This window comes from Citrobacter amalonaticus (genome assembly GCF_037053465.1).
GTDB classification, from domain to species: domain Bacteria; phylum Pseudomonadota; class Gammaproteobacteria; order Enterobacterales; family Enterobacteriaceae; genus Citrobacter_A; species Citrobacter_A amalonaticus_H.
The window spans coordinates 49,232-74,992 of sequence record NZ_JBALIF010000018.1; the positions used below are offsets into that span (position 1 = coordinate 49,232).

Consider the following 25,761-nt stretch of genomic DNA (forward strand, 5'->3'; position numbering starts at 1 on the left):
TGGCTCTTTCTGATTAATTTTTTTTGTTCTTAAGACAAGTAACACTAAGGATTCAGCTTAAATTATTGAGGAGGACAGCTCATGAGTTTTAATCGGTAGATGTAATATACCTTTATCAAAGGTCTACTCCTGTACAAACAATCATCAAGAGTGACAACCCCTACAGAAGTTATATCCAACATCACGTGGGTAGCGTGAGGGCTACCCACGATCCAATGATTAATATTTACAGAATGAAGGATTATTATGGAATCACTATATTCACTTACCAATGAAGAAACCGATAACTTGGTAGAAATAGCCTCCAGAAAGTATAGATCGCCTATTGACCTCGATATTCTCAATCCACTACTCAACATGGTCTACGGCACACTGGAGCAGCATAACCGAATACTAGCTATTCGTACTGACACAAGGTTCGCTCAATCCTATGTACCGGGAGAGCCTGATCTACCAATATGCTTCCAGCGCGATGATGCGCAGGCAATCACTCGCTTCTTCGAGTCACTGAAAAGCCAGTTACGGGCAGATCATCACCGGTCCAAGAGACCGGGTAACCCGACATTTCCATCTTATGGGTGGTGTAGGGAACGTGATGCAAGCGTACATCCCCATTATCACCTGATGTTGTTGTTTAATGCAGATGTATATGGGTACCTAGGCAACTACCAAGAACTCAATGCTAAAAATATGGCAACCCGAATACAGAAAGCCTGGTGCAGTGCTGTAGGGCTTGCTCACGAAGATTACGCAACATTAACTGAATTCCCACCAAATTCTGTTTATAGGTTTAGCATCTTCGATACTTTGGATCGTAACCCAGTCTACTGGGATTTCCTGATTCGACTGGCGTATCTGGCAAAAACTAGGACTAAAGATGTCCGCAGCGGTTACCGCAACTTTGGCACAAGCCAGTATCCACGCTTAGGCGGATTAGCCTGTTAATAGCACTCTGGGTGAGGTATTTATCCTCACTCTGTCAATTAACATCATTGACACATTTCTCGGTAGAAAATTCGATACAGTGTCTCGGTATCCTGCTACAGCTGCTACATGTAGCAGCTGTAGCAGGGGGTTAAGAGATAACCCTACGGCTTTGTTCTTTAAGATTGGCTTTTCATTATGCTGTATTCATACCCATTGCTGTAGATATGGATGAAGCCAGATTCTGCACCTATGACATCACATGAGTGTATCGAGATTGAGCGTATTAAGCGGACATTGCCAATGTCGCTATAAATTAATCAGTGACGAGCTGATCAAAATGATAATAATTACATGTAATGTACATCATTTTTTCTGTGCATCACAGCATGCTGGTTTTGCCACCTTCCTATAATCACATGCTGATTTAAGGTTTTTGTTATAGAAACATCCTATAAATACATCTAGAATTAACTTAAATTCTTATCCCACCAATTTATGTCATTCGGCACCATGAAAACATAGTTCAGTTGTGCTATAAAATATATTTATCTTCCGTGATTGATTCAGGTCATTATGTTTATAACGTTAGATTGCTTTTTATGTGTGAGCTACAATGAAAAAGACAAGTGAAAACATTAAGGCGATAGCGACATGTAACATTAATTTAGATTTACTTTCTCTATGTGGTGTTAATAATGAGTTTTTTGACAGATCATTCCATTCCGCAATAATTTCACTGGATTGAATACCCATGTTATCTCTGTTAATGATTTCAGCGTTTATTTTTAACTGAAGCACCTCTATCTTTCGTGCTAAATTAGCGTATTGAGCGCCTGAAGAGCGATGAATCTCAGCTCTTTCTCCATACCTTGCCTGAGTAACCACTCCAGAAATAACTGCTGAAACGCACCCAATTAGTACAACTATATGCTGTTTAGTTATACCAAATAAAAAAATCACTGTTGTATTTGGTGTGAAAAAAGAAAACACCGTAACAAAGACTGTTGAATATATAAGCATGTACCCCAGAATTTGTGAGCGATCAAATAAAGTCTCTGCTCTTTTATAATGACCATCACGAGCCTCTTTACAGCGTTTTAACCAAGAGTTAAGCACGCAAATGAGTTCTGGCACTGTGAAGTCATCCTTAATGTTAGTCATTTTCGCCTTAACCTAAATTGTAGACCTACCGAATGGTGCTATACACCCTACACTTTTAGTGTCGAGTTTGAATTGCCTAAAATCAGACAGCAACCTGCTGTCTGATAGGTTATAGATTTTCAATCCCTGTAGTCAACTACAGCTGACTAATTATCGCGCCTTGTCGTGCGATAAATTACCCTAGATGGCGCAAGGCGCTTACCGTCATCCGCAAGTGACCAACTCTGCACGGAATGGCGCTAGTCCTTGAAATCACAACAAAGAGATCGTTAGCTCACTAATTTTTGAAGGAATTCCGTCAGTGCTTTCTTTGAATCGTCCTCTTCTGAAACAATCATTTCGATCCCCCACTGACTCAAAACTTCCTTCGCTACAGGATTCGGTCGATTCGTGAAGACGTATGACTTTGGTCTAGCAGATGGCAGCACCGAGCGTCCCCACATCTCAGTCAGTCGGTAGAACAAGAGTCGGATATTGATATCTGAAATACTATATCCGATAAAGAGTACTGAATTCCCCAAAATATCGTTGCTGAGCTTAATATCCAGTGGAGAGTCATAGTTCAATCGCTGAAAGTAGCTTGTTTCGTCAAGAACGATAGAATCTTCATCATCAAAGTCCCCATGGAATTTAACTATTTGACGCCGCCCCTCGGTGGCAGATACGAGATCGGAAACGTTAGCGATCTTGTCGTATGGCACCTCGAACTTATCGTGGGCCATTTCCAACCAACGATCATAGTTTGTTGTATAAATTCGTGAAAATCGTCCATGAGTTATCAATCGGTGGATTTCAGAAGTTGAGACATCTGTACTGGGCTTGTGCCATTCGCGATCCATCCAACTTCGAAGTGGCCCAAGTGTACCTTTTTTTCTCTTGTAATATTCAGCAAGAGCAAGTGGTGTTCCGTAAGTGGAGAAAATCTTCGGATCGTAACCCAAGTCCTGAGCTATGCGACCTATTAGCTCATTCCAGGTAGGCAGGTTAAGATTGGCTGACACTCCAGCACCTACAAAAAGCATGAGCTTGCCGGTGCGGTACGCTTGCAGTAACTCAGAGTTCATCTTACATCCTCAGAAGTTTTGAGATATTCGGCAAACAGATCGAGAGCTTTACGGCGCATGGAAATGGCATCCTTCTCTGAGCCCATCTCAGCAAAAGTTTGGGTACATCCGTTCGGGACAAAAACACAGTCCCATTGAAAGTCCGCTGGGCCCGCAGGTTTAATAGGTACTGTTCCCTCGATAGAGCCTTCAAACAATTGAATCTCCCGGCCATCGCAATACCCGAGAACTGTTTTCGCGATCACTTTAGCATCATTTAGACCAGCAACTAGCTTAACAAATCGCTCCGCCTCTAGCTTATCCCAGAATATCTGTGTTAATCCTGCCGGAAGCCCATTGAGGCCGCTTAGATAAAGTCCGGTGTGTTCGACAAAGAGCGGTCGACCTATCGCTTCAAATGCTTTTGTTACCTTATCTCGCACTAGGCTATGAACATCTTCAGTTTGTAACTCTTCAATTTTTCGTGACACCGGTACGACTTCAACTCCGACAGGAGTAAGTATTCGCTGGACTTCGTTGATCTTGTGCTGATTTCCGGACATAAATCGAATTTTCAATCTAAACCCTCTATAAATGAGTACCGTTTTGCGACGTCGAATTGTTCGTAAATATCTCTGGCTGATAGCCCTTCATTCATAGCCGCCATATGATCATCTGCTAGGCCTCGTTGATGAATCGCGGGGTTGTCTGAGCAAATCACGAAAGGGACCCCATGACGTTGGAATGCAAGCAAAGGATGGGCTTCGTTTTTGAGAACCGCTCCAGTTAATCTGTTGCTGATCGGACAAACTTCAATACAGATATCCTTCTTTGCTAAGAAATCTAGTAGTTGAGGGGCCTTGCTAGCCGCTGTTCCATGACCAATACGATCCGCACCAAACAATTCTACTGCTGTACGAACGTTATCCACACGTCCAGTTTCTCCCGCATGGATAGTGATTCCTAGCCCGAATCGATCCTTCGCCTTACGAAATAGAGAAGGTAATTCGGCTGGGTAGGTAATTTCCTCGTCGCCTGCCAGATCCAGCCCCACCACATCACTTGGCTGGCCGAGATCTTGGTAGGCTTGAAGAAGGGTGGACAAGGCTACTGAGCTGTAATCACCACGTGTCACTGTGAGTATTAAACCAGTTCGTATACCGAAGCGGCTGGATGCAGATCTAGATGATTCTAAAAGACGCTCAAGCGCATGAGCAGGAGCACAATTTTGCAAGCTAGCGAGATATAAAACGCTGCTTCGCAGTTCAACAAAACGCACGTTGTTCTGCGACAAACTCTCAAAAACGGCTAGGGACAGAAGATTTAGATTTTCGCGTTTTTTGGGAAAAAGTCGTAGTACTTGCCAAGGTGTCAAGTATGACGCCAACGACTGGCAAGGTTTGTATCGCAGTATATCCCGCTCAATCAAGAAACCCGCTGGCAATTCTGTTGATTCGTCCGCAAAAATGTCTTGAATAGTTGAGAGCGGGATCGATCCGTTCATGTGTACGTGAAGCTCTGCTCGGTCTATGTCGCTAAATTTCGCCTTTGTACTCTCATACTGCTCAATACTATGTTCGCCAGTCCAACTATACTTCTTTGCCGAGTCATTTTTACATTGATTCAATCTCTATCCTTAGGCCAGCCGCAAGTTTCATTACACTGTGATGCAACAACGTCAACCAACATCCTATGATGGTATCAACCAGTCAGCTTTCTAGTCTATTGCTTCATTTTCATTATTTTTCACAGCTACACGAACTGCTTGCTGGATGCAATGCGTTTGAAACAGTTGTGACCTTCATCACGCTGAGATAAACACTACGAGGCATATCAAAGAAATCCACAAAAAAGATAGGGTGGTGACTAATTATTCTGCTACAAACACTTACTCCAATGAACAGCAAACTTGGCTGCTTCAACTGATTTTTTACGGTAGCAATGCGATAGAAAGAGGTTGCTGGTTTGACATGCTATTCGGGATAATGCTGCCGAATGTAAAGTCCTGCAAAAGAAGTCCGGCGACAACACCTATAAAAGGAGAACTATGGAAACGTTCCACAATCCTGATCGGTTTATGTCTGATTTGCGACAGGTACTGTCACAGGGCAGGAAGCGTATTGGAATTCTTGTTGGTGCAGGAGCACCACTCGCAATCCGCGTAAATGATAAGAATGAGATAGACCCAGATGGTAAGTCGCTTATTCCGGGTGTAGAGGCACTGACACTGCAAGCAACCTCAGGGCTGACAGACATTCAGACAAAGGCGGTCGAAGCAATAAAAGAAAGCTTAGGAAATACCGCTAACATTGAATCAGTTTTATCACGTATTCGTTTATTAGAACAAGCGTTGGGGAAAACGAAGGTAGAGGGGCTCAATTCAGAAGATTATAGGCAATTAGGCAAAGATATCTGTAAAAAGATCTCTGAAATTGTCGGGGTTTATTTGCCCAAAGAACGAAACGCATATTCTGATTTAATCGCATGGATTACTGGTACCGTTCGTTCAAATTCTGTAGAAATTTTCACTACAAACTATGATTTTCTTTTCGAAGAGGCGTTTGAAAGAGTAAGGTCTCCTTACTTTGACGGTTTTTCAGGAGGCAGTAAACCTTTCTTTGATCCTGTTTCGGTAGCAGGTGATGACTTACCTGCGCGATGGGCAAAATTGTGGAAGATGCATGGTTCCCTTGGCTGGGCATTGGAAGACGGAGCTGTTGTCCGAGGACATGGGCGAGAAGCTGCCGAATTAGTTTATCCAGACCATTTAAAATATGATTTAACTCAAAAACAGCCTTACTCCGCTCTCTTTGAGAGACTTAAAAGATTTTTACTTACTCCTGACTCTTTGTTACTCACGATTGGATTTTCTTTTAGGGACGCACATATTTGTGCTGTTCTTGATGAAAGTTTAGCGATGAATGCCAATACAGCTGTATTGGCATTTCAATATCAAGTTATTGCAATGGAAGAGCCTGCCGTAAAATTAGCAAGTGATAGACCTAATCTGAGCGTCTACGCAGCGGATGGAGCTGTCATAGGAGGCGTCCCAGGAAAATGGCGTCCAGGGGAATTACCTAAAAACTGGGGAAGTATTCGCGAAAGTTTTTGGGCTCCACGATCTTCGAAAGAGCCAAACCAATTTTTATTAGGGGATTTTGCAGCTTTTGCTCGCTTCTGTGCATTAGCCCAAGCAAATGATTTGATAGCACAATCTTTGAAAAGGGATGAACCAGATAGAACGGAGTATGAAACTAATGGAAGCGGCAGAAATGAGGTTGAGCTAGAGGAAAGCCAAAATGAGCGGTAATGATCCGACATATTTAGGTGTCGTTAGTGCTGTTTCAGGTGCCACCCTCACTATTAAACTTGCTGAGTCCTTGGACTCTGGTTTTGCCGTCATTAAAGGACATACATATCGAGTTGGCCAAGTGGGCAGTTTTGTCAGAATTCCTCAGGGCTATCAGGATCTATTTGGTATCGTTTCTGAGATCGGGGCCACTGCCGCACCCTCACAATCTGATATTTCTGAAATCGACTCAGGTAGGTGGATGACTGTCCAGCTTGCCGGTGAAACAGTCGGTGGGCAATTCGAAAGAGGCTTAAGCCAGCATCCTAATATAAATGACTCAGTACACTTGGTTACCGAAACTGATCTAAGAAGAATTTACGGTTCAATCGGTGATGACCAAGTGAAAATAGGGCATCTTGCGAGCGCGGAAAACATTGACGTGCGTCTTTCTTTAGATGCTCTTGTAACGCGCCATTCAGCAATATTAGGGTCTACTGGGGCAGGTAAATCCACAACTGTTGCAAGCCTCCTGAGATCAATTATTCGAAAAGATGAAACTCAGGGATCACCTGGCGCTCGTATCCTTATGCTCGACATACATGGCGAGTACACTAAGGCTTTGGAAGATGTATCGACTGTTTTCAGTGCAACCCCTAGTCAGGATCAAAAGCCATTATTTGTTCCCTATTGGGCCTTAGAAGCTGGTGAACTTCTAGATTTCATAACAGGAGGGCTTTCTGAAGCTCACGAAATTGCCTTTACAGATAAAATTGTGGAGTTAAAAGACAAGGGTATTCAAGTAAATCCAAGAGCGGGTATTGATTCCAGAACTCTTACTGTAGATAGCCCAGTACCGTTTAGCTTAAAACAACTTTGGTATGAATTAGTTGATTTTGAAACAACAACTTATATCGGTGTAAATCGTGATGAACCTGCACTTGAAGAATCCGGAGATGCAGAAACCTTGGTCGCACCAAAATATCAACCTCACGCTATGGGCACCAAAGGGCCATTCACAAACACAGCAGCTAGAGGTATTCGAAGACCATTAAATTTACTTCGTTCTCGCCTACTAGATCGCCGCTATGATTTTCTTCTTCACCCCGGCGATTGGGAGCCTGATCTCACGGGAACAGTTAAAACAGATCTCGATAAACTGTTAGAAGGTTGGCTAGGTCATGATAAACAAATCACTATATTGGATTTGTCCGGAGTCCCTAGTGGAGTTTTAACTCGACTCATCGGCTCTATTTTACGTATTGTTTATGAAGCACTTTTTTGGAGTCGGGAAAAATCTGAGGGAGGTGTAGAGCGTCCTCTTTTAGTAGTGATGGAAGAGGCTCATCGTTATCTAGGACCTGATGCTGGAACTGTCGCCTCTGAAGTGGTAAAACGCATAGCAAAAGAAGGTCGTAAATATGGTGTAGGGGCTATGATTGTGTCCCAGCGACCAGCAGAAGTAGATGAGACCGTTTTATCTCAATGTGGCACGATCATCGCGCTTCGGTTATCAAATCCTGTAGATCGTGCACGCGTGAAAGGAACTTTGCCGGATAACTTAGCCGGGCTGATGGACCTCTTGCCCGTGTTGAGAACTGGTGAAGCAATCATCACCGGTGAAGCGGCTCGACTCCCTGTCCGTTGTCGCATTACCTTGCCCTGCCAAAAGCACTTACCCCGTAGTAACGATCCCAAAGTCACCCAGGCTTGGGCTAGCAGGCGTTCAGCCGAAGGCTATGACCGCGTGGTTGCCTCTTGGCGTAGCCAGCAGACTAACGCAGTTGTCCAAAAACTTAAAATCACCCGTTCACCAATCGAAGATGAACCTGAGGAGAGCTAAATATGCACCGCGACGCCGTATCATCATCAAACATTATGTCTGCTGGTTATGATTCTGCCAGTGAAACCATGGAAATCGAATTTAAGGATGGAGCTGTTTACCAATACTATAATGTTAATGAGCATCTTTACGAACAATTCAAATCAGCCCCTTCTAAGGGGCAGTTCTTTAATATATATATAAAAAATGCGGTCCCTTTTTCAAGAGTTTAATTGACCACATTGGGCTGCTACACGAGCAGCCCGATCCATGTCAGACACATAAATATAACGCTAGCTTATCAGGTATTAAAGTTTACATACGAAGTTATCATGAGTATTATTCTTTAATCAATTAACTATTAAAGAACAGCGTATCTATTATATTATCAAACTTGACAGCAATGTTTTAAATAACCTCAGATATTTATTCAGAGGAAAAATAATGAAGTATCTTGATAACCATCACCCGCTACAGAAGTCACTTTCCGGCCTGCCGCAAATAAATCAGTTAACTCACTACGAGCCGATAATTGGCATTAAAGGCAAAACTGGCGCAGGAAAGAGTAGCCTGTGTAATGCGCTTTTTGCCGGGAAGGTGTCATCGATTAGCGTTGTTGCTGCATGTGCCCGTGAACCTTTAAGCTTTCATCTCCGGGTCGGAGAACGCTTACTGACGATTTTTGATTTACCAGGAGTCAGTGAATGCACGTCGCGGGATGTGGAGTCCACCTCACTGTGCCGTGAACAACTTCCCCGCTTCGACCTGTGCTGTGGCTTATTAATGCCGATGACCGGGTGCTGGCGGTGGATGAGCATTTTTATCGCCGGGTGATTTGTGAGGCATACCAGCATTAAGTGCTGTTTGTTATCAGCCTGTCGGATAAGGTAGATCTCACCAGCAGTGGTGATAAATTCTCCACGGAGAAGAAGCAGAATATCAGTTACAAAACCTGCCTGCTGCATGAGCTACTCCGGCCGGTAAATGCGGTCGATCCGCCTGCATTGGGGCTGACGAGTGCAGGCTGGTTACTGATCGCATTATCGCAACTATGCTCTGTCCTACAGCCCCTGACACGCTTGCGTCGGGGGCTTTTGCTTTATACTGTTGCCAGAGTCTTTTCACTCTGCAGTAGTAGGCTGAGAGGCAGAGTGCTTACTTGCGTAACATTACAGCATCACCGTTGAAGATGGCAAGGGCAGCAACTCCCGCATGGTTGCTAGCGACCTTGAGGGCCGGATACAATGGCTTGTCATGCTTACCCATTTTTTTCTTCAAACAATGGTGCTAAACACTGAACTTCTTGTAAAGCTTCTGCATTCAGTACATCAAAGTATAACCACTTATTATTTTCATCATTGACCAAGTCAATTTTCCAATTGGTTTTTACATAACAGGCCAATGCTGCACGGCAAGTGACGGAATGGACGTTACCATTTATAGAGAACTCGCGCGATATTTCATTAATTGTTTCTTTTGGTAAATTTTTTTTAAATTCAATGATAAAAGTGATTTCTTCGTCCCACTCTCTATCCGTCTTCTCGGCAAGAGTCGGCGAAATTGTTGTTTCCAAATGAGCATCAAAAAGCCTAGATAATTTGAAGTTCTTAAAACCACTGCGCTGTGGTTGTTCCTCATTTCGGTCATAAGCTCTGAAATACCAGTTCTTACGATCAACAAACAATGCTGATGGAAACAGTATCCTTTCCCTGTGATCACCACTTTTTGAACCGTAGGAACATCTAATTGCACATTGTCCCTTTATTGCCCTTGTTACCGCCGCTACCTGTTCTTCTTTGAGGCGTTCCGGCTGATAGAGCGGGTCCACTTCATCAATGGGTAGCATTGGGCGCTTTTGCATTAATTCGGAGCGTGTAAACCCATACTGAATAAGGTTAAGGGCCGTGTGGACACCAATCCTAATTAGTGGGGTATAGCTGTCTGCAAGGATAACAGTTCTTTTGGTTGCAGTATCAATGCAGCAGTTATCCGGTTTTAACTCCCGATAGAGAGCAAGATCCTTAGATGCTGCAGCCTGAGCAACCTTGAACTCAGCCATAATTTCAGCTCTGGAGATGCTGCCAAGATAGCGAATACAGAGATCTATGTACGCAAGTCGTTCTGCCTGGGGAAGTGAATAGGCGTCGACCAGCAGTTCCAGATGAACATCATGAAACATCGTCATCGATACGCTCCAATTTATGATCTATTAAATATACTGTTCATTATCACATGTTGCACTGCTTTACGCAATGAGATAGGATTACCTCAGTCGAGAAAGTAATCAAATCGACATGATAGCTCAGGAAGGTTCATTCAGGTGAAGTCGTTGGTCTGGTTGGATTATTTCGAGGGGATGGTGAAGGACTGTCTGCAAACAGTCCTTCACCAGAAAAACAAAAACTCTGCGGAGCGTCATTCACCACTGAGTCTTGCTGATCAGAATGTTGAGTATACGTTAATTATAGCGTAGCCGACAAGCCTGCCTCCGGTGAAATGACACTCCGTGCAACATAAGGAGTGGTATATGACCACACCACGAATGGGCTACTGCCCACGCTGTAAACAGGATTGTGAAATCACTTTTGCTACAAAAGCCATTCATGAAAAGACGGGTAAGGTAATTTTGCCGAAAAAGGGTAAAGTCCTTGTCATTCCTCATTGTACGGCTTGTCGTAAGGCTAAATAGTTCAACCAGTGCTAGGCAGGTCAATGTGGCCTGCCTTTAATTGCTATACATAGCTCAACTTCTATTTAAAGGGTAATGTAATGAAAAAAATTCTTCGTAATATCATTCTTACTACAGCTGTGGTTTCTGGTTCAGTGTTCGCAGCAGATAGTAGCCAGCAGGTTGCTCTTTCTGATCTTCATTTTGCCACAACGCCAAATGGGATGCAGCAAATTGAAGGTAATGGTATTAATACTACTAATCAAACACTAAAGCATGTGTTCGTGAAATTTAACCTTCTTCAGAATAATACCGTAGTGGGGCAAACCATCGCTATGGTAGAGAGTCTGGAGGCCGGACAGAGCTGGAAAGTACAGGCTCCTTATAATAGTTTTTCTGTTAAGCCTGATAGTTTTAAGGTTACCGAGATTAACGTTATAAATTGAAGTTTTATTAAATGGTTTGTTCGTAAGAGTAAATTATCAGGAATATAAATGAACACACTGACAGTATCTCTAGTAACAATAATGATCCCTGGTGTCATTATGGCACTAATTTATGATACCTACACTCAACATAAATCCTGGGATTCATTTCGATATGTTCTGATGTCGGTTGTATTTGGTATCGTTACTTATCTGGCAATGCAGGCAGCTGTGAGCTTATTTCAACTGATTGCAGGGATCGGTGATACCAAATCCATAAGCTGGAGATTACTGTCGGTCTGGTCAATTCCCAATGAGGAAAAGATAGCAATTAATCCACTGGAGATCTTGCTGGGCGGGCTTTGTGCTATCCCCTTGGGGCTGATAGCTGTCTATCTTGCAACCAAGCGAACATTTCATGAACTATTACTACGTAAGGGTATTTCAAATAAATACGGTGATGATAATGCCTTTATAAGGTCGGTTGAGATCATGCATAGAAATACCGGGCAATGCTACGTTCTGTTGCATGAAAACAACATGCTCATTCATGGGAATGTCTATCTGTATAACGAAAATGACAAATCTCAGGAACTAGGGCTTCTAAACGCAACTGTACTCAATTCCGAAACGGGAGCAGTTCTCTGGACGACGGGGTTTATCTATCTTTCCAAAGAATACGGTAAAATGGTCGTATTTGAAAATTACATTGAGGCTTCAAATGTCAAAGAATCAGACACCGAAAACAACTAGCATGCCGACTTTTGACGGTCGACAGATCAGGATTCAGGATGGGCTACAGATGGTAACAAATGGTGCTCAGGTAATGTCTGAGGGGCTGCAAATGGTTGCTCGGCCACAACAAGGTAACCAACTTCCAGGATATGGTCGCCAGACCTCAGGTCAGACAACATCCCAGAGCTCTTTTGTACCAGCTAGCGGTCCTAAAATCCCACCAATGAAGAAGTAATCACAATATAAAAAGCACCGACTAATTAACGGTGCTTTTTTTGTTTGTTCAAAAAGCAAACATCGCCCCTTTTTACCTATAAAGAGTAATGAATTAGCCTACCAGTAAGAATTGCAATTTCAGAAAACCCTGAAAGAGTCCGGTGTATAAGCATTCGAAATAATTTCAGACATATATCATCCTTCTGAACACAACATCATTACGGCGAATCCATAAGGGTTCGCCGTTTTTTATTCTTAAATTCAGGAGATGCCATGAGAAATCAGGAAGGCTTGCATTCGCTGCAGGGCTCACTTATAGGCTTACCAGAATGGGCCTCAGAACAAGTCATGCAGCAAATTCGTCAACTGACAAATTACGAGCCAATGATCGGTATTATGGGAAAAACTGGAGCGGGTAAGTCCTCATTGTGCAATGCTCTGTTTGCGAGTGAGGTATCGCCAGTCAGCGACATATCAGCCTGTACCCGTGAACCTTTGCGATTCCGTCAGCAGGTTGGCGAACACTTTATGACCATCGTCGACCTGCCCGGCGTGGGTGAAAGCAGAGCTCGTGATACCGAGTATGCTGCGCTGTACCACGAACAACTCCCCCAACTCGACTTGGTACTGTGGCTGATTAAGGCTGATGATCGGGCACTTGGAGTGGATGAGCACTTTTATTATCAGATAATTGGGGAAGCTTACCGCCATAAGGTGCTGTTTGTTATCAGTCAGTCGGATAAGGCCGAGCCCACTAGCAGTGGAGAGACATTGTCCACGAAACAGAAACAAAATATCAGCCGTAAAATCTGTCTGCTACATGAGTTGTTCCAACCAGTAAATCCGATCTGTGCGGTGTCGGTTCGTCTGCAATGGGGACTGCGGGTAATGGCGGAGCGTATGATTCGTTGCCTGCCACGCGAGGCCAGCAGTCCGGTGGCGGTACAGCTTAGTGCTCCACTTCGTACCGATGCCGTTAATAAAAAAGCCCGTGACGATTTTGGTGAAACGGTCGGCTCGGTACTGGACACAGTAAGTTCCCTGCCCCTGGTACCGGCCCCGGTTCGGACAGTCATCCAGTCTGTACGCGACATCGTGGTATCAGTCGCTCGTGCAGTCTGGAATTTCTTCTTCTGAAAATTAACCCTCTAGCCCATTTTTCCCTCAGCCCTGCCGCGACCTTGCGGCGGGGCTTTTTGTATTTATTTTCCATCATGAGGAGTTTGCTTATGACCCGTCTGGCTTCGCGCTTTGGCGCAGTAAATCTTATCCGTCGTGACCGTCCGTTAACCCGCGAAGAACTGTTTCTTGTGGTACCTAGCGTTTTCAGCGAGGACAAACACAAATCCCGCAGTGAACGATACACATATATACCCACCATCTCTCTGCTGGACAGTCTGCAGCGAGAGGGCTTTCAGCCGTTCTTTGCCTGTCAGACCCGCGTGCGTGATCCTGGGCGTCGCGAGCATACAAAGCATATGCTGCGCCTGCGTCGGGAGGGGCAGATTACCGGTAAGCAGGTGCCGGAAATTATTCTGCTCAATTCTCACGATGGCTCCAGTTCATATCAGATGCTACCGGGACTATTCCGTGCGGTATGCCAGAACGGACTCGTCTGCGGTGAGTCGTTTGGCGAGGTGCGGGTGCCGCACAAAGGAGATGTCGTGAGTCAGGTGATTGAGGGGGCGTATGAAGTGCTGGGGATTTTTGACCGTGTGGAAGAGAAACGGGATGCCATGCAGTCGCTGATGTTGCCGCCACCTGCACAACGGGCTCTGGCACAGGCTGCACTGACGTACCGTTTCGGAGAGGACCACCAGCCGGTGACAGCACCTCAGATACTCTCCCCACGCCGCTGGCAGGATGAGAGCAATGATCTGTGGACCACATACCAGCGTATTCAGGAGAACCTGATTAAGGGCGGGCTTAGTGGCCGGAGTGCAAAAGGTGGGCGAACGCATACCCGCGCCGTGCGTGGTATCGACGGAGATGTGAGGCTCAACCGGGCTCTCTGGGTGATGGCTGAAGCGATGCTGAGTGGGTTTCAGTCCTGAGTTTGTTATCAGCATGTTAGGAAAGGACACTCCCTGTCCATTTTACCTCCATTGGATTGAGTGTTTTTTCACCGCATTTCACGGTGTGCCGCGTCATGCCTGCTTACGGAGGCAGATAAAAAATAGTTCATTCCATGTCCATACCCTGTCCGCCCTCCTCTTTAGAATCATTTCATATTCAGTCAGTTAACTATTACGGAGATTTAAGATGACACAGGCAGAGCGCCGTCATGACCGGCTGGCTGTCAGGCTGTCACTGATAATCAGCCGCCTGGTTGCAGGTGAAACGCTGAACATGGCGCGGCTGGCTGCAGAGTTTGGTGTGTCAGTCCGTACCCTGCGACGGGATTTTCGCGAACGGCTGATGTACCTCGACCTTGAGTATCGACGGGGGCAATGTCGCCTGCGCAGCACCGGTGGGGGCGTACAGGGCGAGCTTGATGCGCTGACCTTCGCGCACCGGGCCGGACTGGCCGATATTTTTCCGGGGCTGGACCGGCGTCTGGCGGGCATGCTGCTCACTGCGGGAGGGATGCCGTGTCTGGTATGGCAGCCGCCACAGTCTGTGTCACCGGCCATCTCGCTGGTGTTCTACCGTCTCGTCAGTGCCATTACCGCCTGCCAGCGGGTACTACTGCTGGCCGAGGGAGAGCGCTGTGACGGGCTGGCTCCGTACCGCCTGATATCACTCGACGGCTGCTGGTACCTCACCGGTGAACTTAACGGGCATATCACCGTGCACCCTCTGGCGACCATCCATGCGGTGACAGTCCTGAACACCACTTTTACCCCGCGAAAACGTCTCAGCCAGTTAACCACACAGGCGGGCTTTATCCGGGCTCTACCGCACTTCAGCTGTATTCGCGAAATCCTGTCTCCTGGGCCCTCTGAGGAGGAGCGGGGCAACACACTGATTTAATTACCTCTGTTAAGAAGGAAAAACAATGACCTGGTATTACGAGAAAAATGGCATACGTCACGACAATGTGACCGAAGACGACATCACTGGCCTGATTGCGCGCGGTGAACTCACCGCTGCCACGCTGGTGTGGCGACAGGGAATGACGGATTGGCAACCGGTCTCCGCCACCCCGCTGGCTTCAGCGCTGCTCCACAGCACTACACCACCAACGCTGCCGAGGAACCGCATTCCGGGTGGAGTGATATGGACGCTGGCATTTGCTCCCTTCATTGGTTATACGCTCGAGCTGTGGACTGCAGGGCTGAACGGAATGTCTTTTGACGAGGCATATGAGGCTGTCTCGGGCGGGCAGTACTGGTTTATCACGCTGCTGCTCAATATCGCTCTGGGGTATCTCGATGAACGACGCCTTCGTAAGGCCGGAGTGGATACCACCATGTTCGGCAAACTGGCCTGGCTGGTGCCGTTCTATTTGTGGCGTCGGGCGAAAACTCTCGGTCAGAAACCGGCTTACTTCTGGGTATGGCTTGTGATGCTGGCCCTGACCGTATGGGCCTGAATCACCGCTACCTGATACTTTCTCTGTCAAGGACTAACGTAATGAAAACGCTGATTAAAATACTGGGCATTTCCGGCAGCCTTCTGCTTTGTGCAGGGGCTCAGGCCCAGCCCTATAACCGGACGCTACCTGCAGTCGTCAATGACAACAGCGGGAATATTTTCTGGTGTGATGCGCATCGTCAGGTTACCGGAAAATGCGAAGCCATGTCTGTTGACCGTCAGGGCGGGATGGTCACGGTGCGTTCAGCACCTTTTAAAGACTGCGAAGGCGGCCTGTGGGGCTGGATAACTATCATGCGCAACGATGTGTCGAAGGGATTCACCATTACTCCGGATAAGAAATTCGGTCTCACCGTAAAAGATCTGTGCCGTCCGGGCACGGTAGTGACCTTTAAGCCCAACCAGAAGAAGCCGGAATATGACGACCTGGTGGCACTTTACCAGGGCAAAGAGCTGTTTCGCTACCGGCGCTTCTGATAACACCCGATATCAACCACTCTTATTTTGCCCAACTGCGGGCTGGATTAATTCAGGACGAAGACCATGCTGAAAATGCTGACCTCTGCTGTACCCACCCTCATTCTGTCACTTGCCGCATTCAGTGCCGGTGCCGCTCAGCTTCCGGCAAGCCTTATGGATAAAGACAATCCCGGCCAGGAATACTGGTGCCAGGGAAACGATATCAACACCTCCATGTGCTCACTGACAGGTGTCAGCGACGACCATAAATTTGCCCTGATTCACGACCTGCCGGGCCCGGCCTGTGAAGACCTAAGCTTCGGGGTTATCGACCTGGTGCGCCAGACCGGTGTCAACATTCCTTACGACGGTGGTGACTGCAAGGGCGATGTGCAGGCCGGGTTTGTGCGCGGCACAAAAGATAATGCCCTGTATGTGAAAATTGTCCGGGGCAGTAAAACCCTGCGGTTGTATAAGGTACAAACCGGTTACTGATAATCACCCCACACCTGCACACACTCATAGCCCCTGACACTTCTGCGTCAGGGGCTTTTGCTTTTAAGGTACATCGAATGTCTGAATCTCACATGCTGCCACCGGGACCTTTCACCCGACAGCAAGCTGAAGCGGTTACCCGCCGGTATCACAACATCAGCATTGAAGACGACCAGGGTAGCCACTTCCGCCTGGTGGTTCGTGACTCTGAAGGTCGAATGGTCTGGCGGGTGTGGTGCTTTGAGCCTGATGCTGGTGAAGGACATAACCGTTATATCCGACAGTACGGCACCCTCAGAGCATCCTCCTCCTGATTACACCCATCCATCATCCCTGCATGTCCTTTATTTCCCATACGCCAGCCATCGTCGCTGGCGTTTTTATTGACGGAGAATATCCATGACGGCACAAACGCAATGCAAATTGATGTCCGCTAATGAACCTCAATTTGACCTTACTGCATCACCAGTACCTGACGAGCAGCGTCTCGATTTCTGGCCGCTGCACTTTGGTGCTATCACACAGTGGATAACGCTGGAATCCCGTATTTTCGCCTGGATGGAACGCTTCTGTGATGAGTACAGCGGTGGTATCTGGTCCTTTTACACGCTCAGCAATGGCGGCGCGTTTATGGCTCCTGATGCTGACAGTGACGACAAATGGCATCTTTTCAACAGCATGAACGGTAATGGTGCGCAAATGAGCGCAGAAGCCGCAGGTATTGCTATCTGCCTGATTGAATACAGCCATCACGCCTGTCGCACCGAATGCGATGCCATGACGGAGCACTATTACCACCTGCGGGATTACGCCCTGCAGCACCCTGAATCCCACGCCATTTTTCGCATTATTGATTAAGGATATTCATGATAGAACAGTCACTTATCCCACAGGCTCCGGCACTTCCACTGACCGCACAACGTACGGTAAAACGCGCCTTAACCCTGCTTGACCGACACCTGCGCGAAACAGGCGTGGCATTTACCTCCACTCAGGCTGCCCGTGACTGGCTGAAACTGAAAATGGCGGGGCTGGAGCGCGAAGAGTTTATGGTGCTGTACCTGAATCAGCAGAACCAATTGATTGCCCATGAAACCCTGTTTGCCGGTTCCATTAGCAGCACCGAGGTACATCCCCGTGAGGTGGTCAAACGCGCCCTGTATTTCAATGCAGCAGCAGTGATACTGGCGCATAACCACCCCTCCGGCGATACCACGCCCAGCCAGGCAGATAAGACCATAACGCAGCGTTTGGTGCAGGCGCTTCAGCTCGTTGATATCCGTGTGCCTGACCACCTTATCGTCGGTGGTACGCAGATATTGTCGTTCGCTGAGCATGGTCTGCTTTGAGGTATTACATGAAAATTATCAGTAAACGCCGGGCGATGACAATTTATCGTCAGCATCCGGCCTCACGCATTTTTCGATACTGCACCGGCAGATACCAGTGGCGCGGCAGTGTCTGTCATTACATCGGTAAGGTAGTTCCTGACATTCCCGGCGTGCTGGCGGTATACGCTGAACGCCGCCAGGACCGCTGCGGACCGTATGCCTACCTGATGAGTATCACCCTGAACTGACAATAAAGAGGTTATAAATGAGCAACACCACATGGGGCCTGCAGAGGGATATCACGCCGTGCCTGGGAGCACGTCTGGTGCAGGAGGGCAACCGGCTGCACTATCTCGATGACCGGGCCAGTATCACCGGTAAGTTTAGTGATGCCCAATGTATTAAGCTGAATGTGGTATTTCCACATTTTATCAGCCAGATAGAGTCGGTGCTGACCACTGGCGAACTGAATCCCCGTCATGCCCACTGCGTTACCCTGTACCACAACGGTTTTACCTGCGAAGCCGATACTCTTGGTAGTTGCGGCTACGTATACATCGCCATTTATCCCACTCAGCGCTAATTACTTTCACGAGAGCAAACATGAAAACCCTACCTGCTATAATTTCGCGGGCGGCGAAGCCCTGTCTGTCGCCAGTAGCTGTCTGGCAAATGTTACTGACAAGCCTGCTTAGACAGCACTATGGCCTGACACTGAACGACACGCCGTTCAGTAATGAAACTGTTATTAAGGAACATATCGATGCCGGTATCTCTTTAGTCGATGCCGTGAATTTTCTGGTGGAAAAATACGAACTGGTTCGCATAGATAGTAAGGGGTTTAGCTGGCAAGAACAGTCGCCTTTTATTACTGCTGTAGACATTCTAAAAGCCAGACGGGCTATGAGGGAAATGAGAATTTAAGTAGTGTCAGTTTTCTTCCCACACCCCATCTCTTTACTGGGCAAAAAAGGTAAAAATATTTTTAGGCACCACATTAGGCACCATCACAAAGTTGAATTAGAATTTAGATTATATAATTCAGATAATTACAGCACCAATTCAGACTCCGCCAGCCCACCAAAATTCTCCATCGGTGATTACCAGAGTCATCCGATGAAGTCCTAAGAGCCCGCACGGCGCAAGCCCTGCGGGCTTTTTTGTGCCCTCAATTTGTCCCGCGAAGTCTGAAGCCAACTAATTAAATCCGAACCTTTTAGGCCCATTGATAGGCCCAACAAAACTATCTATTGTCTTTGTTGGGCCCAAAAGCGTGGAAGCTAATAATGGCAAGAAAAACCAAGCCTCTAACCGATACCGAAATCAAAGCAGCTAAATCCAAAGATGCTGATTACCAGCTTTATGATGGTGACGGGCTTACTCTGTTAATCAAGTCCAGCGGTAGTAAGCTCTGGCAGTTCCGTTACTATCGACCTCTGACAAAGCAGCGAACCAAGCAGAGCTTCGGAGCCTACCCTGCTGTCTCGCTTTCTGATGCGCGTAAACTCAGAGCTGAATCTCGAGTTTTATTGGCGAAAGACATTGATCCACAGGAACATCAGAAAGAACAGGTGAGAAATTCTCAAGAGGCCAAAACCAACACTTTCCTGTTAGTTGCCGAGCGTTGGTGGAATGTGAAGAGAGCCAGCGTAACAGAGGACTATGCCGACGATATCTGGCGCTCGCTTGAGAGAGATGTTTTCCCAGCAATCGGTGATATAAGCGTCACTGAGATTAAGACTCATACATTGGTTAAAGCTGTTCAGCCGGTTCAGGCCAGAGGTGCATTAGAGACTGTTCGCCGCCTTTGTCAGCGTATTAACGAGGTCATGATTTATGCTCAGAACACAGGCCTGATTGATGCTGTTCCCAGCGTAAACATCGGAAAAGCGTTCGAGAAGCCTCAGAAAAAGAACATGCCGGGCATCCGGCCTGATCAACTGCCTCAACTGATACAGACAATGCGAACAGCAAACATCAGCCAGTCAACACGATGCCTGTTCATGCGGCAGCTTCTTACTATTACCCGTCCTGCCGAAGCGGCTGAGGCTCGCTGGGACGAAGTTGATCTGGAAGCGCGAGAATAGAAAATTCCCGCATCACGAATGAAAATGAACCGCGACCATACCGTTCCTTTATCAGATGAGGCAATGGCTGTTCTGGAAATGATGAATCCGTTAAGCGGAAATCGAGAATTTATCTTTCCCAGTCGCATCAAACCAACCCAGCCAATGAACAGCCAAACAGTTAATGCCGCACTGAAGCGTGCTGGTTTAGGAGGCGTACTCGTTTCTCACGGGCTGCGTTCTATTGCCAGCACGGCCCTTAATGAGCAAGGCTTTCCGCCTGATGTTATTGAAGCGGAGCTGGCCCATGTGGACAAAAATGAGGTACGTCGCGCTTATAACCGTAGTGATTATCTTGAGCAGAGACGCCCGATGATGCAGTGGTGGGCTGATTTTGTGATGGCTGCAGATAGTGGAAATATTTTTGAAGATGGGGTAAAGGGAATGCGTTTAGTGGGATAAAGGCTATAAGTATTGGCAAAATCAGACTTGTACTCCAGGCTGGGTAACAGCCTGTAATTCATTTCGATATCAGCCTGTTCACTCATTTTAACTATAAGTTAATACCCAAGTATCCGTTTCGTGCCATAAGACGTTATGACACGTCAGATCAAATATCTTAAAGCGTATGGTCTGCCTGGAGGGGATACTTACAGATGTCCATCCCGTGATTTGGCTATTACCTGCCTCTCCGATGATACTTTTACTCCGGCCGTGTAAGCGACCGGAAGTACAGATTCAACCCCTGTCAGAATACGCTTTCAGAATGGCAAGAACCGCCCAACGTGCCGCATCGTCTGCGATATTTTCAGGCAGAGCATCCGCCCGCAGATTGATATAAGCGTCAACAGCCATTCTGATGGCCATGCTGACGGAGTCACGATCGTGCGTTGCCAACGTGGAAGTCAGCAGGCCCTCAGGATCAATGCCGTGGAATTCAATGCGGCGAACCCCACGTTGCGGTAGATTTGCGCGACGGTACAGCATAGGTCCCAGCACCTGCTCCCGGAAGAATGCCAGCATACCAATCGCTTCAAAGAGTTCCCCCCTTCCCAGCTTAACCACTGCATAATGAAGCCAGATCCAGGCTCGGGACTCAAACCACTCCGGCGTCATGTTGGGCCAGTGAGCACTAAATTTTGCCAGTTGTCGCTTCAGAGCAGTGTTATCACGGGTAAATAACACTGCTGGCTCCTCAACGCGTTGAGTGAGCATTTCCAGGGTGACAAATTTCAGATCGACGTGAAGGAGTTCGGGGCCATACAGGCATATAAGCAGGCGAGGCTCTCCCACATGTTCCCCGGTGAAAGCATGCAGCAGATGACCTAATGTCCCGGCGAGCTCCCTACGCTGCGCCATGATTTCGTCATAGTAGAGAGGGTCGACGACAACGATGAAATCGAGATCGGAGTATTTATCAAATCCGCCATGAATCATCGAGCCACCAGCAAGAAGGGAATGGATTCGCGAATCAGACTGAAATTTAAGTTTGAGTTGCTCTGCAAAACTTCTGTGTAAATCGGGTAACGTACTCAGCATACTTTTTCCTGTTCACAAAAAATACAAAGCATTTCAGAATATCGAGTAGTTTATATTCAGGCCAGATATTTTGTGCAGGAACAGCAATGTCCTTAGAAAATTTATTCACTTAACCGCATGTCCACTATTGGTACATATATCAACCAGACTGCAGGCATAATCTTATGGTTATTCCGACATCTGGCACACAGCCGCGCCAGATGTCGTCCTTTTCGTCTAATCTCAGTGATGCTGCAACAATACCTGTGAAATCTTCCTCGCTTCACCTGCCGGATCCACCGAGTGCGTGATCGCTGATCCCACAATCACCACATCCGGGCCTAACAGCGCATAATCCTTCACCGTCTGGCTGCTGATGCCGCCTGCCACGGCGATCCGGGCTTTCCGGCGCGCCTTCAGCATCGTTATCAAATCATCAATCGGCTTGCGCCCTGCTGCCTGCTGGTCGGTGCCTGTGTGTACCGCCAGCATATCCGCGCCCGCCTCTTCCAGCAGGCGGACCCGCGCGGGCAGATCGTCGACGCAGATCATATCCACCACCACCTGCTTTCCCGTCTCTTTTGCCGCCCGGATACACGCCTGGATCGTTAATACATCAGTCACGCCCAGAACCGTTATATAGTCCGCGCCAGCATCAAATAACAGTCGGGACTCGAAATATCCACCATCCATGATTTTCGCATCCGCCAGCACTTCCTTATGCGGATATTTTTCTTTAATGGCTTTAATTGCGTTCGCGCCTTCCCGAATAAGAAAAGGTGTACCCACTTCAATAATATCAACGTCGTCAACCACCTTATCAATAAATATCAGCGCTTCAGGCAGGGTTAACTCGTCCAGGGCAAGCTGTAATTTCATGTTGGTTTCCTTGTGTCGAATGACTATTCGAGGTTAGCGTGCAGCGCAAAACCTTTGGTTAAGCGATATCCCGTCGACTGCGCCAGATTCACAATCATGGCGTCGCCCAGTACCATGACCGCCTCTTCAAACAGGCTGCCGCCGGGCAGAATGCCTTTCTCATTCTCAGGTCCATCCGGCAGTTTGTCGGTATAGGCCGGGATCCTGACCACCACCTCTGCCAGTTTCCCTAGCGTGGAATCGGGGAAAATGGTCAGCAGGGCCACCGTACCGCCCAGTTGCTTCGCTTTTGTAGCCACATTCACCAGCGAAGTCGTTTCACCCGATGCGCTGGCCAGCAGCAGCAGGTCGCCTTTTTGCAGCGCAGGCGTGACCACATCGCCGACAACATGGACCTTCAGGCCGATATGCATCAGGCGCATCGCAACAGCTTTCAGCATTAACAGCGAACGCCCTGCGCCAAAAACAAATATCGCGTTCGCTTCAGCGATGGCCTGCTCCAGACGCGCCAGCGCAGCGCCATCAAGCCGCGATATCGCCTGATGCAGGTCACTACAGGCGACACCTGCAACAGATTGCGTTTCCATCATGCGTCCTCCTGGCAGAGCGGGAATAAATCATCCTGATACTCGAGCATCCCCATGATTTCCCGGACATAGTTATCGACATGCCCCAGAAAGTGGAAACGTTCCGGCGCGACGTGGTAGCGTTGATAAAGCGGCGTATCAAAGGTAATGCCAAGATGCGGATTCTCTTTGACGGTGGCGAATTTGATGCGCGGAATATGCGGGTAGTAGTGATTATTGCGCACGCAGAGCTGCCCGTTCTCCTCCACGATGTAGCAGGCCATACCGTGGTAAAACTGCACCGTGTCGTAGTGAACCGCGCAGGGTTTATACGCCAGGTTGCTGAACACCAGCGGCCCGTCGCCGATATTGATGGAGCAGTGGCCGTAATTCGGCGGCACGATAATGCTTTGCCCCTCCTTCACGACGGCCACGATAAGATCGTCCACCAGCAGATCTTTTGGTGCGACGGCAAAATCCGGTGACTTTTGCAGGATATACGCCGCCGTGCCCTTGATCACTTCATACACTTCCGGATAGGTGTTGCGCCGCGTGTCGTTATAGCCATGATAATGGCCGCTGGTTTTCTTGCGCTCCTTGCCGATCGTTCCTGGCATGATAATGGTGATGTCATACTGGTACTGGTCAGCGGCAAGCCGTTCCTGATCCTCCGGAAAGCTCAGCCCGCGATAGACATCGTAAGCCGGTTCATTACGCAGCGCTTCAGTGAACTCCGGTAAAACCACCGCCATCTGCCCGGCGCTTTTGCGGCCAAAGCCGAGATAGTTCAGCGGCGGTTTCAGCGCCATTACACCATCGTCATCGAGATATAGCGGTAAGCCACTGTGGTATAACTGTTTCATTTTACCTCCTGTGTATGCGCGTTAGCTGCGCGGATCGCCTCTTTCAGCCGATCGGATTTCATGCCGAAGACGCTCTGAATGTTGTTCCCGACCTCGACGACGCCCGCCGCACCGAGCTGTTTCAGCAACGCTTTGTCCACCAGCGTCTTATCCTTCACATCAATGCGCAGACGCGACATGCAGGCCTCTATGCTGGTCATATTCCCCAGCCCGCCATAGTCCAGAATAATGCCGCTCACCTGGTCGTTCTGGTCGTTCTGGTCGTTCTGGTCGTTTTCCTTCGTCACAGCAGTTTCTTCGACTTCACGCCCCGGCGTCAGCAAATTCCAGCGGCGGATGGCGAAGGTAAACAGGACGTAGTAAAGCGCCCCCATCACCAGCCCGACCGGGAACACCATGTACCAGTGAGGTGCGCGCGGCAGAACGCCAAAGAAGAGATAGTCGATAAGCCCGCCGGAGAAAGAGAGCCCGATGTGCACGCTGAACCACTCCATCAGCAGGAACACCAGCCCCGCCAGGACAGCGTGAATGCCATACAGCACGGGCGCAACAAACAGGAAGGAGAACTCAATCGGCTCGGTGATACCGCAGACGATGGAGGTGATCGCGCCAGAGAGCATAATGCCCTTCACCCGAGCTTTGTTTTCCGGGCTGGCGCAGCGGTAGATCGCCAGCGCAATCGCGGGAATACAGAACATCTTGATGGGCGTCAGTCCGGCCATAAAGGTTCCGGCGGTAATCGGCACCTGGTCTTTCAACTGGGCAAAGAAGATGAGCTGGTCGCCATGCACCACCTGCCCGGCCTTATTCACGTACTCGCCAAACTGGAGCCAGAAAGTCGGCCACCAGACATGGTTAAGACCAAACGGGATTAGCAGCCGCTCGACAAAACCGAACAGGAAGGCGGACACGCCCGGCCCCTGCACCGTCATGGTATTCGACAGGCCATTAATCAGATGCTGAACCGGCGGCCAGACCACCGCCATCACCAGCCCGACAAACAGCGCGGCGAAGGAGGTCACTATCGGCACGAAGCGCTTGCCGGAAAAAAACTCCAGCCACGAAGGAAGCTGAATACGGTAATAGCGTTTATACAGCCAGGCGGCGATAATCCCGATGATGATGCCGCCAAACACGCCGGTCTGGAGCGAAGGGATGCCCAGCACCATCGTGTAGTCACGCACCTGCGCCACCGATTCAGGCGTGATCCCCAGAAACTGACCGATAGTGACGTTCATAATCAGAAACCCGGCGATCGCCGACAACCCGGCAATGCCCTGATCGTCACTAAGTCCCACCGCCACGCCGACCGCAAACAGCAGCGGCAGGTTAGCGAAAATCGCACTGCCCGCTTCCGCCATCAGCTTCAGCACGTGAACCAGCCATTCAGCGCCGAGAAACGGCAGGCTGGCGACAATATTGGGATCCTGAAAGCTGACGCCGAAGGCCAGCAAAATACCGGCGGCAGGCAGCATGGCAATGGGGATCATTAACGATCGCCCGATGCTTTGTAACATTTGCAGAAGGTTGAATCTTTTCATCTCGATCTCCTGAGCGCGTCTTTATGACAGGGATTCGCACAACAGCAGGTATTGCTCTAAACATCCTGAGTATCACTCCCTCTTTTGGTTAAAAAAACAGCAACCAAAGTCGAAACTTGTTGCCGGTTTTTGCTTAAAACCGGAAGATTTATGAGGACAATCACACCAGGAATCATCAGAAAACGCTAAAAGGGGAAACATACTCGGACAGGGGCGCTAC

The 25,761-nt window shown here is 48.1% G+C and carries 28 protein-coding genes and 2 pseudogenes; 20 read left to right on the forward strand and 10 right to left on the reverse strand.

Features of this window, described 5'->3' with window-relative positions; translation table 11 throughout:
- Window positions 1-246 precede the first annotated feature (246 nt).
- Window positions 247-945, forward strand: a complete 699-nt coding sequence (locus WB371_RS20880) for an inovirus Gp2 family protein (protein WP_219989640.1) — start codon at window positions 247-249, stop codon at window positions 943-945.
- A gap of 579 nt (window positions 946-1,524) precedes the next feature.
- On the opposite strand, the gene WB371_RS20885 is transcribed toward WB371_RS20880, so the two are convergent.
- The 4 genes from WB371_RS20885 to WB371_RS20900 all read right to left on the reverse strand — a co-directional run bounded on the left by WB371_RS20885 (window position 1,525) and on the right by WB371_RS20900 (window position 4,758).
- On the reverse strand, window positions 1,525-2,088 hold the full coding sequence (locus WB371_RS20885; RefSeq protein ID WP_071843241.1) for an SLATT domain-containing protein: 564 nt from the start codon (window positions 2,086-2,088) through the stop codon (window positions 1,525-1,527).
- A gap of 269 nt (window positions 2,089-2,357) precedes the next feature.
- On the reverse strand, window positions 2,358-3,152 hold the full coding sequence (locus tag WB371_RS20890; protein ID WP_038434473.1) for an SIR2 family protein: 795 nt from the start codon (window positions 3,150-3,152) through the stop codon (window positions 2,358-2,360).
- Window positions 3,149-3,709 (reverse strand): non-canonical purine NTP pyrophosphatase, encoded by a 561-nt coding sequence (locus tag WB371_RS20895; protein ID WP_038434472.1) that lies wholly within the window; start codon window positions 3,707-3,709, stop codon window positions 3,149-3,151. Before WB371_RS20895 ends, WB371_RS20890 begins: the two co-directional genes overlap by 4 nt.
- Window positions 3,706-4,758 carry an adenosine deaminase gene (locus WB371_RS20900; protein WP_038434471.1) on the reverse strand — a complete coding sequence of 351 codons (1,053 nt, stop codon included), beginning with the start codon at window positions 4,756-4,758 and terminating at the stop codon, window positions 3,706-3,708. Before WB371_RS20900 ends, WB371_RS20895 begins: the two co-directional genes overlap by 4 nt.
- A gap of 420 nt (window positions 4,759-5,178) precedes the next feature.
- On the opposite strand from WB371_RS20900, the gene WB371_RS20905 reads away from it, so the two are divergent.
- From WB371_RS20905 to WB371_RS20920, 4 genes and pseudogenes are all read left to right on the forward strand, one after another.
- Window positions 5,179-6,441 (forward strand): SIR2 family protein, encoded by a 1,263-nt coding sequence (locus tag WB371_RS20905; protein WP_068854569.1) that lies wholly within the window; start codon window positions 5,179-5,181, stop codon window positions 6,439-6,441.
- Window positions 6,431-8,263, forward strand: coding sequence for an ATP-binding protein (locus tag WB371_RS20910; RefSeq protein WP_038434470.1), 1,833 nt, complete (start codon window positions 6,431-6,433; stop codon window positions 8,261-8,263). Before WB371_RS20905 ends, WB371_RS20910 begins: the two co-directional genes overlap by 11 nt.
- A 2-nt stretch (window positions 8,264-8,265) precedes the next feature.
- Window positions 8,266-8,475: a KTSC domain-containing protein gene (locus WB371_RS20915; RefSeq protein WP_038434469.1), complete on the forward strand. Its 210-nt coding sequence runs from the start codon at window positions 8,266-8,268 to the stop codon at window positions 8,473-8,475.
- A 211-nt stretch (window positions 8,476-8,686) separates the two neighbouring features.
- A pseudogene (locus WB371_RS20920) lies at window positions 8,687-9,234 on the forward strand (YfjP family GTPase); the annotation flags it as partial.
- Window positions 9,235-9,500: 266 nt separating this feature from the next.
- Here WB371_RS20920 and WB371_RS20925 read toward each other — a convergent pair.
- Window positions 9,501-10,427: a WYL domain-containing protein gene (locus tag WB371_RS20925; protein WP_038434467.1), complete on the reverse strand. Its 927-nt coding sequence runs from the start codon at window positions 10,425-10,427 to the stop codon at window positions 9,501-9,503.
- Window positions 10,428-11,011: 584 nt separating this feature from the next.
- On the opposite strand from WB371_RS20925, the gene WB371_RS20930 reads away from it, so the two are divergent.
- From WB371_RS20930 to WB371_RS21000, 15 genes and pseudogenes are all read left to right on the forward strand, one after another.
- Entirely contained in the window at window positions 11,012-11,356 is a 345-nt protein-coding gene (locus tag WB371_RS20930; RefSeq protein ID WP_020324802.1) for an FxLYD domain-containing protein, read from the forward strand.
- A gap of 48 nt (window positions 11,357-11,404) precedes the next feature.
- Window positions 11,405-12,088, forward strand: a complete 684-nt coding sequence (locus WB371_RS20935; protein WP_029591126.1) for a hypothetical protein — start codon at window positions 11,405-11,407, stop codon at window positions 12,086-12,088.
- A 471-nt stretch (window positions 12,089-12,559) separates the two neighbouring features.
- The gene (locus WB371_RS20940; RefSeq protein ID WP_089522297.1) at window positions 12,560-13,423 is read left to right on the forward strand and encodes a GTPase family protein; all 864 of its coding nucleotides are present in this window, start codon (window positions 12,560-12,562) and stop codon (window positions 13,421-13,423) included.
- 92 nt (window positions 13,424-13,515) lie between these two features.
- Window positions 13,516-14,340, forward strand: a complete 825-nt coding sequence (locus WB371_RS20945) for a DUF932 domain-containing protein (RefSeq protein ID WP_182934613.1) — start codon at window positions 13,516-13,518, stop codon at window positions 14,338-14,340.
- Window positions 14,341-14,548: 208 nt separating this feature from the next.
- Window positions 14,549-15,259, forward strand: coding sequence for a DeoR family transcriptional regulator (locus WB371_RS20950; RefSeq protein ID WP_089522299.1), 711 nt, complete (start codon window positions 14,549-14,551; stop codon window positions 15,257-15,259).
- 25 nt (window positions 15,260-15,284) lie between these two features.
- The gene (locus tag WB371_RS20955) at window positions 15,285-15,821 is read left to right on the forward strand and encodes a DUF4339 domain-containing protein (protein WP_089522300.1); all 537 of its coding nucleotides are present in this window, start codon (window positions 15,285-15,287) and stop codon (window positions 15,819-15,821) included.
- Window positions 15,822-15,862: 41 nt separating this feature from the next.
- Entirely contained in the window at window positions 15,863-16,300 is a 438-nt protein-coding gene (locus WB371_RS20960) for a hypothetical protein (RefSeq protein ID WP_163282084.1), read from the forward strand.
- Window positions 16,301-16,366: 66 nt separating this feature from the next.
- Complete coding sequence (locus tag WB371_RS20965; RefSeq protein WP_038434460.1) at window positions 16,367-16,777, forward strand: hypothetical protein; 411 nt, start codon at window positions 16,367-16,369, stop codon at window positions 16,775-16,777.
- A 77-nt stretch (window positions 16,778-16,854) separates the two neighbouring features.
- Window positions 16,855-17,091, forward strand: a complete 237-nt coding sequence (locus tag WB371_RS20970) for a DUF905 domain-containing protein (protein ID WP_038434459.1) — start codon at window positions 16,855-16,857, stop codon at window positions 17,089-17,091.
- 85 nt (window positions 17,092-17,176) lie between these two features.
- Window positions 17,177-17,635 (forward strand): antirestriction protein, encoded by a 459-nt coding sequence (locus tag WB371_RS20975; protein WP_163282085.1) that lies wholly within the window; start codon window positions 17,177-17,179, stop codon window positions 17,633-17,635.
- An 8-nt stretch (window positions 17,636-17,643) separates the two neighbouring features.
- Entirely contained in the window at window positions 17,644-18,126 is a 483-nt protein-coding gene (locus tag WB371_RS20980; RefSeq protein WP_058649301.1) for a JAB domain-containing protein, read from the forward strand.
- Window positions 18,127-18,134: 8 nt separating this feature from the next.
- Window positions 18,135-18,356 (forward strand): DUF987 domain-containing protein, encoded by a 222-nt coding sequence (locus tag WB371_RS20985; protein WP_038434455.1) that lies wholly within the window; start codon window positions 18,135-18,137, stop codon window positions 18,354-18,356.
- 17 nt (window positions 18,357-18,373) lie between these two features.
- The gene (locus WB371_RS20990; RefSeq protein ID WP_038434454.1) at window positions 18,374-18,691 is read left to right on the forward strand and encodes a type IV toxin-antitoxin system YeeU family antitoxin; all 318 of its coding nucleotides are present in this window, start codon (window positions 18,374-18,376) and stop codon (window positions 18,689-18,691) included.
- Between the two features lie 20 nt (window positions 18,692-18,711).
- The gene (locus tag WB371_RS20995; protein ID WP_219989642.1) at window positions 18,712-19,032 is read left to right on the forward strand and encodes a TA system toxin CbtA family protein; all 321 of its coding nucleotides are present in this window, start codon (window positions 18,712-18,714) and stop codon (window positions 19,030-19,032) included.
- A gap of 362 nt (window positions 19,033-19,394) precedes the next feature.
- Window positions 19,395-20,636, forward strand: a pseudogene (locus tag WB371_RS21000) (integrase).
- Window positions 20,637-20,912: 276 nt separating this feature from the next.
- Here the strand turns inward: WB371_RS21000 and WB371_RS21005 are convergent.
- From WB371_RS21005 to ptsG, 5 genes are all read right to left on the reverse strand, one after another.
- On the reverse strand, window positions 20,913-21,713 hold the full coding sequence (locus WB371_RS21005; RefSeq protein ID WP_336221935.1) for a nucleotidyltransferase domain-containing protein: 801 nt from the start codon (window positions 21,711-21,713) through the stop codon (window positions 20,913-20,915).
- A 222-nt stretch (window positions 21,714-21,935) separates the two neighbouring features.
- A complete protein-coding gene (gene hxlA, locus WB371_RS21010) occupies window positions 21,936-22,571 on the reverse strand; it encodes a 3-hexulose-6-phosphate synthase (RefSeq protein ID WP_336221936.1) in 636 nt (211 codons plus the stop codon).
- Between the two features lie 23 nt (window positions 22,572-22,594).
- Entirely contained in the window at window positions 22,595-23,158 is a 564-nt protein-coding gene (gene hxlB, locus WB371_RS21015; protein WP_336221947.1) for a 6-phospho-3-hexuloisomerase, read from the reverse strand.
- Complete coding sequence (locus tag WB371_RS21020; protein ID WP_336221937.1) at window positions 23,158-24,000, reverse strand: glucose-6-phosphate isomerase family protein; 843 nt, start codon at window positions 23,998-24,000, stop codon at window positions 23,158-23,160. The genes hxlB and WB371_RS21020 overlap by 1 nt, the downstream gene beginning before the upstream one ends.
- Entirely contained in the window at window positions 23,997-25,541 is a 1,545-nt protein-coding gene (ptsG, locus tag WB371_RS21025) for a glucose-specific PTS transporter subunit IIBC (protein ID WP_336221938.1), read from the reverse strand. The genes WB371_RS21020 and ptsG overlap by 4 nt, the downstream gene beginning before the upstream one ends.
- Between the last annotated feature and the right edge of the window lie 220 nt (window positions 25,542-25,761).